Origin of the sequence: Novosphingobium sp. UBA1939 (genome assembly GCF_002336885.1) — a bacterium.
In the GTDB taxonomy this organism is placed as follows: domain Bacteria; phylum Pseudomonadota; class Alphaproteobacteria; order Sphingomonadales; family Sphingomonadaceae; genus Novosphingobium.
Genome location: NZ_DDFB01000160.1, coordinates 20,298 through 27,923, shown reverse-complemented (window position 1 = coordinate 27,923; position 7,626 = coordinate 20,298). Strand labels below are relative to the sequence as shown.

Here is a 7,626-nt window from a genome sequence, read left to right as displayed (position 1 = left end):
CGGCCGCGACCTGCAGTTCATCCGGCTCAACGGCACCCTCGTCGGCGGCCTGATCGGCCTCGCCCTCTACGCCCTGACCCATATTCTGTGAGCTGTCCCTCTGCCATGACCCTCCGCATCAGCAGCAACTTCGACTCCGGCGCCATCGAGGTGCTCTCCATCGACAAGCCCGACGACATCCGCCTGCGCCTNNGCGGGGCAGGCCGTGCGGCTGGTCTTCGAGAACGCCGCCGAAGCCGCCTATCCGGACGGATGGCCGGGCTACCGCTGTGTGGCTTCGTACGATCGCCGCAACTGGTTCCGCATCGGCGAAACCCGCTTTGAAAACGGCCAGCTGATCGTCGAGCACACGCCTGAGCGCAACAGCATTTATTACGCCTACTTCGAGCCGTACTCCCACGAGCGCCACCTCGATCTGCTCGGCCGCGTGGAAATGTCGCCCTACGCCAGCGTGAGCAATCTCGGTGCCACCGTGGACGGGCGTGATCTTGATCTCGTCACCATCGGTCGCCCAATGCCCGGCAAGCTGCCGATCTGGATCATTGCCCGCCAGCATCCGGGCGAGAGCATGGCCGAATGGTGGATGGAAGGCGCGCTCGATCTGCTGACCGATCCCGCCGATCCGCACGGGCGCAAGCTGCGCCAGCTCTGCCGCTTCCACATCGTGCCCAACATGAATCCCGACGGATCGCGGCGCGGCCACCTGCGCACCAACGCGGCGGGCGTGAACCTGAACCGCGAATGGGATACGCCCTCGGCCGAACGCTCGCCCGAAGTGCTGTGCGTGCGTGACGCGATGGACGAAACCGGCGTCCACTTCGCGATCGACGTCCACGGCGACGAGGCGATTCCGGCGGTATTCCTGGCCGGGTTCGAGGGCATCCCTTCCTGGACCGAACAGCAGGGCGCGGAATACCGGCGCTATCGCGCGATCCTCGAACGGCGAACGCCCGATTTCCAGACGCGGCGCGGCTATCCGGTGGCCCCGGCGGGCAAGGCCAACCTGTCGATGTCGACCAACCAGCTCGCCGAGCGCTTCGGCGCGAGCCACGGCTGCGTCTCGATGACGCTGGAAATGCCGTTCAAGGACAATGCCGACCTGCCCGATCCGGCGCAGGGCTGGAGCCCGGAACGCAGCAAGCTGCTGGGCCGCGAATGCCTGGCGGCATTGCTGGAACTGCTGCTGACGCGCCCGTAACCGCGCCTGGGGTCGGATTTACGACCCGTTAACCCGGCACGGGGCATGATCGGGCAATGTCCCGCGCCCTTTCCTCGATCAAGACGGCCTCGATCGCGGCCGCCCCGCTTGCCGAAGGGCTGCGCGCGGTGATCGTGCTCGGCTGCGCGCTGGCGCTGATTCTCGCCGGACGCGCCCTGCCCTTCTGACGCGCGTTCTAAGGCGGCTCAGAGGATTTCCTGGACCTTTTCCTTGGGCCGGCACAGCCGCACGCCCTTGTCGGTTTCCACCAGCGGCCGTTCGATCAGCTTCGGGTCCGCCACCATCGCCGCCAGCACGGTGGCGTCATCGGCTGCGGGCAGGCCGCGTTCCTCGGCATCGGTGCCCCTCAGGCGCAGGCCCTGCTGCGGCGTGATTCCGGCATCGCGATAGAGCTGCGCCAGCTTTTCGGCGCTCGGCGGCGTCTTGAGGTATTCGACCACGGTCACGTCCGCGCCCGCTTCCTGCAACAGCGCCAGCGTGTTGCGCGATGTGCCGCAGTTGGGATTGTGCCAGATCGTCGCCTTCATCGCCGGGTCTCCTGTGATGCCGTTCCGCTAGCGCAGGCGACGCCCGAGGGGAAGATCAAAGCCCCGGCGCGGTGGCGGTCGCCGGCACGGGCAGCGGCGGCAGCGTTTCGGCATGCCGCAGGGCGCGGCCGGCGCGCTGGATCGCGCGAACCAGACGCGGATAGACGCCGCAACGGCAGATATTGGTGATCGCGGCGGCGATGTCCTGCTCGGTCGGATCGCCGTTGTGCGCCAGCAGGGCGGCGGCGGCCATGACCAGGCCGGGCGTGCAGAACCCGCACTGGATCGCCTGTTCGGCCACCAGCGCCTGCTGCACGGGATGGTTGCGATCGGGGGCCAGCCCCTCGATCGTCGTCACGCTGCGGCCCTCCGCCTCCCCCAGCGACAGCGTGCACGAGGGCATCGCCTGCCCATCGACGATCACCATGCAGGCGCCGCATTCGCCGGTGCCGCAGCCGTATTTGGTGCCGGTCAGGTTCGCCGCGTCGCGCAGCGCCCACAGCAGCGGGGTATCCGGTTCCAGCCGGAATTCCATCGGCTGGTTGTTGACGGTCAGACGGGCCATGCGCGTGCCCTAGCCCACCTTTCCGCCGCGCTTCAATCCCGCCAGGACCGGTCGATCTTGTCGATCCGCCGCACCCAGGCGTTGAAATCACCCACGCCGGCCCCGCCGCCCGGCGGCGTCGCCTCGCGCAAGTCGCGCTGGTGGACGGCGATGACATCGTCGGGCACCAGGATCGGCTCGCGCCCCATCGACAGCGTGGCCATCTGGATTTCGCAAGCCCGCTGAAGGCTCCATTGCTGGATGAACATCGCCTGGAGCGTGGGCGCCAGCACCACCGGGCCGTGGTTGCGCAGCATCAGGATGTTCTTGTCGGCCAGGTTCGCCAGCAGGCGCTCGCCCTCTTCGGCGCGCACAGTGATGCCTTCGAAATCGTGGTAGGCGAGCCGGCCGGCGAAGTTGCAGGCGTAGAAGTTGATCGGCATCAGCCCTTCCTCAAGGCTGCACACCGCCATCGTCGCCGTGGTGTGGACATGGCAGATGGCGTGCGCCCAGTTCAGATGCCGGTGAAAATAGCCGTGCTGGGTGAAGCCCGCCTTGTTCACCGCGTGCGGGCTGCCGTCCAGCTTGTTGCCGTCGATGTCGATCTTGACGAGGTTGGACGCGCAGACTTCCGAATAGAGCAGGCCGAAGGGGTTGATGAGGAACGCGTTGTCGTCCCCCGGCACGCGCACGGAAATGTGGTTGTAGACCGATTCCGACCAGCCGAGCAGATCGAAGATGCGGTAGCACGCCGCCAGTTCCTGCCGGGCCTGCCATTCGGCATCGCTGCATTCGATATTCGGGCGCATCTGGGTGGCCATGGTCATCGCTCTCCGATCGGTTTCTTGTCGCAACCTTATCGCACGATTCGGAGGCGGGCAATCGCGCGGCCTCATTCCCGCCTTGGTGGCGCGCTAGGGCGCGGAGCCGGCCGCCGGCGGGGTAGGCATCCTGCCCAAGGGTTCCCATATCGCGGCCGTACCCAAGGAAGGGCCATGGACGCGACATCGCCAGTCTGCACGCTCGCCGAAGAACGGCCGGAAACCGGTGGCCTGATGCCGCTGGAGCGCGCGCTGGCGCACAAGGGCTATGCGATCACGTGCGGGGCGCCGTTACCGCCCGATTTCGCGGACTTCTGGAACGACCTGCCGCTCGATACCTTCATGGCCGATGGCGGCCGCTACCGCCGGCGGCGCTATGCGACCTTCGCACTGGAAGGTGGCGAAATCGCGCCGCGCCCCGCCGAACCGCACTACCAGAGCCTGTCCTACAACCCGCTCAACGGCGGAATCGCCCGCCATTTCGCGCCCTTCGCCCCGGAAGCCACCACGCACCCGTGCCTGCTGGGCCTGCTGCGCGATGCCGAGGCGCTGTTCGCGCGGTCCGCGCCGGGCGCGCGCTGGCATGTCGAGGCGCACCAGTTCCGCATCCTGGCGGGAAGCGAGAACGCCGGCCTGCCTACGCCCGAGGGGCTGCACCGCGACGGCGTGGACCGGGTGCTGGTGCAACTGGTGGCGCGGCACAATGTGATCGGCGGCGTCACCCGGATCACCGATCCGGCGGGCAGGACGCTGGACCGGACCACGCTTACCGTACCCGGTGATCTCTACCTGCTCGACGACCGGCGCGTGATGCACGAGGTTTCGCCGGTGCGGCCCGAAGACCCCGCCCGGCCGGGCTGGCGCGACGTGCTGGTGGTCACGTTCCGTCGGCGGGATTGACCGCGCCGGCAAAGCCCAGCGGCAGCGCGGTGGTGCTTTTCACGTCCTCCAGGATGATGCTGGAACGCGCGGTCGCCACTTCGGGAGACCCGAGAATCTGGCGCGTCAACAGATGGTTGAACGAGGCGAGATCGCGCGTGGCGACCTTCAGGATCATGTCGGCCTCGCCGGTCAGCTTCTGGCATTCCAGCACTTCGTCCAGCTCCAGCACCCGCGCGCGGAACGCCTCGGCCGCCGCGATCCCGTGGCTGTTCATGGTGAGCAGGATATAGGCGGAAATGCCCACCCCCAGCCGCCCGGCATCGAGCGCGGCGTGGACCCCGCGAATGTAGCCCGCCTTGCGCAACTGCTGCATCCGGCGCGAGCATTGCGACGCCGAGAGATGGACGGCCTGGCTCATCTCCACCGGGCCGATATCCCCCTTCTGCTGGAGGATCGCGAGAATCTTGAGATCGAAACGGTCGAGCACGGGCAAGTTCCTGTTGGCACGGACGGTGCCTCAAATCGCCTTATAACGCATCATGTGTGCATTTCACTCCTGAAGTCGCGCAAGAATGCACGCCCTTTGAGCACGATCAGCGCTAGACTGTGCGCCACATTCTCAATGCATGCTGGGGAGAGCCATGGCTGACCTGTTCGAAAACCCGCTGGGCCTCGACGGTTTCGAGTTCATCGAATTTTCCGCGCCCGAAAAGGGTGTGCTGGAACCCGTGTTCGCCGCGATGGGCTTCATCCGCGTCGCGCGGCACCGGTCCAAGGACGTGCAACTGTGGCGGCAGGGCGATATCAACCTGATCGCCAACTACGAACCACGCAGCCCCGCCGCCTACTTCGCCGCCGAACACGGCCCTTCGGCCTGCGGCATGGGCTGGCGCGTGCGCGACGCGGCGAAAGCCTATGCCGAGGCGCTCGAACGCGGCGCGGAACCGGTCGAGGTGCGCACCGGCCCGATGGAACTGCGCCTGCCGGCGTTCCGCGGCATCGGCGGCTCGATCGTCTACCTGATCGACCGCTATGGCGATGCCCTGTCGATCTACGACATCGACTTCGTCTACGAGGAGGGCGTGGATCGCCATCCGGCCGGCGCGGGCCTGAAGCTGATCGATCACCTGACGCACAACGTCTATGGCGGGCGCATGGCGCACTGGGCGGCGTTCTACGAGCGCATCGCCGGTTTCCGCGAGATCCGCTATTTCGACATCAAGGGCGAATATACCGGCCTCACCAGCAAGGCGATGACCGCGCCCGACGGCAAGATCCGCATCCCGCTGAACGAGGAAGGGAAGGCCGGCGGCGGCCAGATCGAGGAATTCCTGCGCGCCTACAACGGCGAAGGCATACAGCACATCGCCTTTGCCTGCGACGATCTGCTGGCGACGTGGGACCGGCTCAAGGCCAGCGGCACCCCGTTCATGACCGCCCCGCCCGCCACCTATTACGAGATGCTGGCCGAGCGCCTGCCCGGCCATGGCGAGCCGGTGGACCAGCTCCAGGCACGCGGCATCCTGCTCGACGGGTCGACCGTCAACGGCGATCCGCGCCTGCTGCTGCAGATCTTCTCGGAAACGATGATCGGCCCGGTGTTCTTCGAATTCATCCAGCGCAAGCGCGACGAAGGCTTCGGCGAAGGCAACTTCACCGCGCTGTTCGAATCGATGGAACGCGACCAGATGCGCCGGGGCGCGCTGCAGGCGGAGCCGGCGCAATGACCGCGCCGCGCCTCAGCCGCATCCACCACGTCGCCTACCGCTGCAACGATGCCAAGGCGACCGTGGAATGGTACGAGCGCGTGCTCGGCATGACCTACACCACCGCCTTCGCGGAAGACCATGTGCCATCGACCGGGGCCTACGATCCCTACATGCACGTGTTCCTCGATTGCGGTGGCGGCAACGTGGTGGCCTTCTTCGAACTGCCCGAACAGCCCGCGATGGGCCGCGATCCCCACACGCCGGCGTGGGTGCAGCACCTGGCCTTCGAGGTGGAGGACGAAGCCGCGCTGCTGGCCGCCAAGGCCCATATCGAGGCGCAGGGCATCGACGTGCTGGGGCCGACCTGGCACGGCATCTTCAAGTCGATCTATTTCTTCGATCCCAACGGGCACCGGCTGGAACTGGCGTGCAACATCGGCACGCCCGAACAGTACGCCGAACTGAAGACGCTGGCCCCGGTCATGCTCGAGGAATGGAGCCGGACGAAGCGCGCCCCGCGCCATGCCGCCTGGCTGCATGCGGAGCCGAAGGACGCATGAGCATCGACCACACGCACAATCCGCAGGCATCGAGCTGGGTGCCGGGGGCGGACGACCATGCCGAATTCCCGGTCCAGAACCTGCCGCTGGGCATCTTCTCGACCGATGGTGGCCCCGCGCGTGCCGGCACCGCCATCGGCGATTGCGTGCTGGACCTTGCCGCCATGGCGGAACAGGGCCTGCTGCCGCCGGCCGTGGTGCCGGCATTGGGACAGGCCACGCTCAACGCGCTGTTCGCCCTGCCCGCCACCGACCGGCTGGCGCTGCGCCACGCGCTGTTCGCGTGCCTGACCTCCGACCGGTTCCGCGTGCGGCTGGGCCCGCTGCTGCACCACGCGGAAGACTGCGCGTTGCACCTGCCGTTCCACATCGGCGACTACACCGACTTCTACGTCGGCATTCATCACGCCACCAACATCGGCAAACTGTTCCGGCCCGACAATCCGCTGCTGCCCAACTATCGCCACGTGCCGATCGGCTATCACGGACGTGCCTCGTCCGTGCGGGTCTCGGGCACCACGCTGGTGCGCCCCAAGGGCCAGCTCAAGGCGCCCGATGCCGAAGCGCCGGTGTTCGCGCCATCGCGGCGGCTCGACTATGAGCTGGAGCTGGGCGTGTGGATCGCGGGCGACAACGCGCTGGGCGAACCAGTGCCCATCGCCGATGCGTGGAGCCGGATCGGCGGGCTGACCCTGCTCAACGACTGGTCGGCGCGCGATATCCAGGCGTGGGAGTACCAGCCGCTCGGGCCGTTCCTCGCCAAGAACTTCCTCACCACGGTATCCCCGTGGGTGGTGACGGCCGAGGCGCTGGCCCCGTTCCGCGTGGCCCAGCAACCCCGGCCGGAAGGTGATCCGCAGCCGCTGCCCTACCTGGTCGATGCCGCGGACGCCGAAGCCGGCGCGCTTGCACTGGACCTCGAAGTCACGCTCGCCAGCGCGGCGATGCGCGATGCCGGCCTGTCGCCGCTCCGCCTGAGCCACGGCCCTGCGACGAACATGTACTGGACCGTGGCGCAGATGGTGGCGCACCATACCTCCAACGGCTGCGACCTCCATGCGGGCGACCTGCTGGGCACCGGCACGATTTCCGGTCCGGCGCGCGATAGCTTCGGCAGCCTGATGGAGCTTTCGGGCGGCGGGCGCGAACCGGTCACGCTGCCGGGCGGCGAAACGCGCTGCTTCCTCGAGGACGGCGACCAGCTCACCCTGTCCGCGCGGGCGGTGCGCGACGGGTTCCGCACGATCGGCTTCGGTCCCTGCACCGGCACCGTCCAGCCGGCGCGATGACGCTGCAACTCCACGGTTACTGGCGCTCCACCGCCAGCTACCGCGTGCGGATCGCGCTGGCGCTGAAAGGCGTGG

At 67.6% G+C, this 7,626-nt stretch carries 11 protein-coding genes and 1 pseudogene; 8 read left to right on the top strand and 4 right to left on the bottom strand.

The features are described from left to right. From B3547_RS21470 to B3547_RS21460, 3 genes are all read left to right on the top strand, one after another. On the top strand, window positions 1-91 hold a 91-nt coding region (locus B3547_RS21470; protein ID WP_292966886.1), incomplete at its 5' end, for a DUF445 family protein. Window positions 92-205: 114 nt separating this feature from the next. Further along, complete coding sequence (locus B3547_RS21465; RefSeq protein WP_414690602.1) at window positions 206-1,198, top strand: M14 family metallopeptidase; 993 nt, start codon at window positions 206-208, stop codon at window positions 1,196-1,198. 56 nt (window positions 1,199-1,254) lie between these two features. Then, window positions 1,255-1,386 carry a hypothetical protein gene (locus B3547_RS21460; RefSeq protein ID WP_292966874.1) on the top strand — a complete coding sequence of 44 codons (132 nt, stop codon included), beginning with the start codon at window positions 1,255-1,257 and terminating at the stop codon, window positions 1,384-1,386. Window positions 1,387-1,404: 18 nt separating this feature from the next. On the opposite strand, the gene arsC is transcribed toward B3547_RS21460, so the two are convergent. The 3 genes from arsC to B3547_RS21445 are packed head-to-tail and all read right to left on the bottom strand — an operon-like array spanning window position 1,405 to window position 3,111. Further along, window positions 1,405-1,746: an arsenate reductase (glutaredoxin) gene (gene arsC, locus B3547_RS21455; protein WP_292966871.1), complete on the bottom strand. Its 342-nt coding sequence runs from the start codon at window positions 1,744-1,746 to the stop codon at window positions 1,405-1,407. Window positions 1,747-1,801: 55 nt separating this feature from the next. Next, window positions 1,802-2,311, bottom strand: coding sequence for a (2Fe-2S)-binding protein (locus B3547_RS21450; RefSeq protein WP_125954116.1), 510 nt, complete (start codon window positions 2,309-2,311; stop codon window positions 1,802-1,804). A gap of 32 nt (window positions 2,312-2,343) precedes the next feature. Next, complete coding sequence (locus B3547_RS21445; protein WP_292966883.1) at window positions 2,344-3,111, bottom strand: class II aldolase/adducin family protein; 768 nt, start codon at window positions 3,109-3,111, stop codon at window positions 2,344-2,346. Between the two features lie 174 nt (window positions 3,112-3,285). Between B3547_RS21445 and B3547_RS21440 the strand changes: the two genes are divergently transcribed. Continuing rightward, on the top strand, window positions 3,286-4,011 hold the full coding sequence (locus B3547_RS21440; protein WP_292966864.1) for a 2OG-Fe dioxygenase family protein: 726 nt from the start codon (window positions 3,286-3,288) through the stop codon (window positions 4,009-4,011). Here B3547_RS21440 and B3547_RS21435 read toward each other — a convergent pair. Continuing rightward, window positions 3,989-4,480: an Lrp/AsnC family transcriptional regulator gene (locus B3547_RS21435; RefSeq protein ID WP_190287336.1), complete on the bottom strand. Its 492-nt coding sequence runs from the start codon at window positions 4,478-4,480 to the stop codon at window positions 3,989-3,991. The genes B3547_RS21440 and B3547_RS21435 overlap by 23 nt on opposite strands. A gap of 154 nt (window positions 4,481-4,634) precedes the next feature. On the opposite strand from B3547_RS21435, the gene hppD reads away from it, so the two are divergent. The 4 genes and pseudogenes from hppD to B3547_RS21415 form a co-directional block, all read left to right on the top strand. Further along, window positions 4,635-5,720: a 4-hydroxyphenylpyruvate dioxygenase gene (gene hppD, locus B3547_RS21430; RefSeq protein ID WP_124810600.1), complete on the top strand. Its 1,086-nt coding sequence runs from the start codon at window positions 4,635-4,637 to the stop codon at window positions 5,718-5,720. Beyond that, window positions 5,717-6,262 carry a VOC family protein gene (locus B3547_RS21425; protein WP_124810599.1) on the top strand — a complete coding sequence of 182 codons (546 nt, stop codon included), beginning with the start codon at window positions 5,717-5,719 and terminating at the stop codon, window positions 6,260-6,262. The genes hppD and B3547_RS21425 overlap by 4 nt, the downstream gene beginning before the upstream one ends. After that, the gene (gene fahA / locus B3547_RS21420; RefSeq protein ID WP_292966857.1) at window positions 6,259-7,551 is read left to right on the top strand and encodes a fumarylacetoacetase; all 1,293 of its coding nucleotides are present in this window, start codon (window positions 6,259-6,261) and stop codon (window positions 7,549-7,551) included. Before B3547_RS21425 ends, fahA begins: the two co-directional genes overlap by 4 nt. Then, window positions 7,548-7,626 (top strand): annotated as a pseudogene (locus tag B3547_RS21415) (maleylacetoacetate isomerase); the annotation flags it as partial. The gene fahA and the pseudogene B3547_RS21415, both read left to right, overlap by 4 nt.